This is a genomic window from Halobellus sp. Atlit-38R (genome assembly GCF_003665925.1).
Lineage (GTDB): Archaea > Halobacteriota > Halobacteria > Halobacteriales > Haloferacaceae > Haloquadratum > Haloquadratum inordinatus.
This window is the reverse complement of record NZ_QXIJ01000096.1, coordinates 1-666: the sequence shown is the minus strand read 5'-3', so window position 1 is coordinate 666 and position 666 is coordinate 1. Positions and strand designations below refer to the sequence as shown.

Genomic DNA, 666 nt, shown 5'->3' with positions numbered 1-666 from the left:
GCGCTCGCCATCCGGTCGATCTCGCCGAGCGCCTGCTTGAGCTTGCGCTCCTTGGAGTCTCGGGTGCGGAAGCGCTCGTTCCAGGTCCGCAGCCGCTGCATCTTCTCGCGCTGGCGGCTGGACAGCGACTTGCCGTAGGCGTCTTTGTCCTGCCAGCCGATGTTCGTCGAGAGCCCCTTGTCGTGCATCATGTTCGTCGTCGGGGCGCCGACGCGCGACTTGTTGTCCTTCTCCTTGGAGTCGAACGCGCGCCACTCCGGCCCGCGGTCGATCTCGTCCTCCTCGACGACGAGCCCGCAGTCGACGCAGACGGTCTCGCCGTGTTCCGTGTCGGTCGCTAACTGCCCGCCGCACTCGGGGCACCGCAGCTCCTCGTCTTCGGTTGTCGACTCGGTCTCGCTCTCGTCGTCGACGTTCTCGGTCGTGTACGTTCGAAGGTTCTCGCTCATTGGTTTGGTGCGTGGAGGGAACAACGAAACCGAGAGACGGGTCTCGGTGTTTTCCTCACCTTCGGGTAAGTGACCGACGCACTTAAATGTTCGCGTGTTTGGTGCCGCGGAGACACGGCCGAAAACGGCGTGTAGAACCCTGTACAATTCGGAATTCTCGACGGGAGCGAACGACCCGCGCTGAGAGCGCTATCGACGGCGCGAGCGCGGGAGTTGG

The 666-nt window shown here is 63.8% G+C and carries 1 protein-coding gene; it reads right to left on the bottom strand.

Annotated features, from left to right (window positions below):
• Positions 1 to 449, bottom strand: a 449-nt coding sequence (locus tag D3D02_RS18290) for a transcription initiation factor IIB family protein (protein WP_304999798.1), incomplete at its 3' end; no start/stop codon positions are given.
• Positions 450 to 666: the final 217 nt, after the last annotated feature.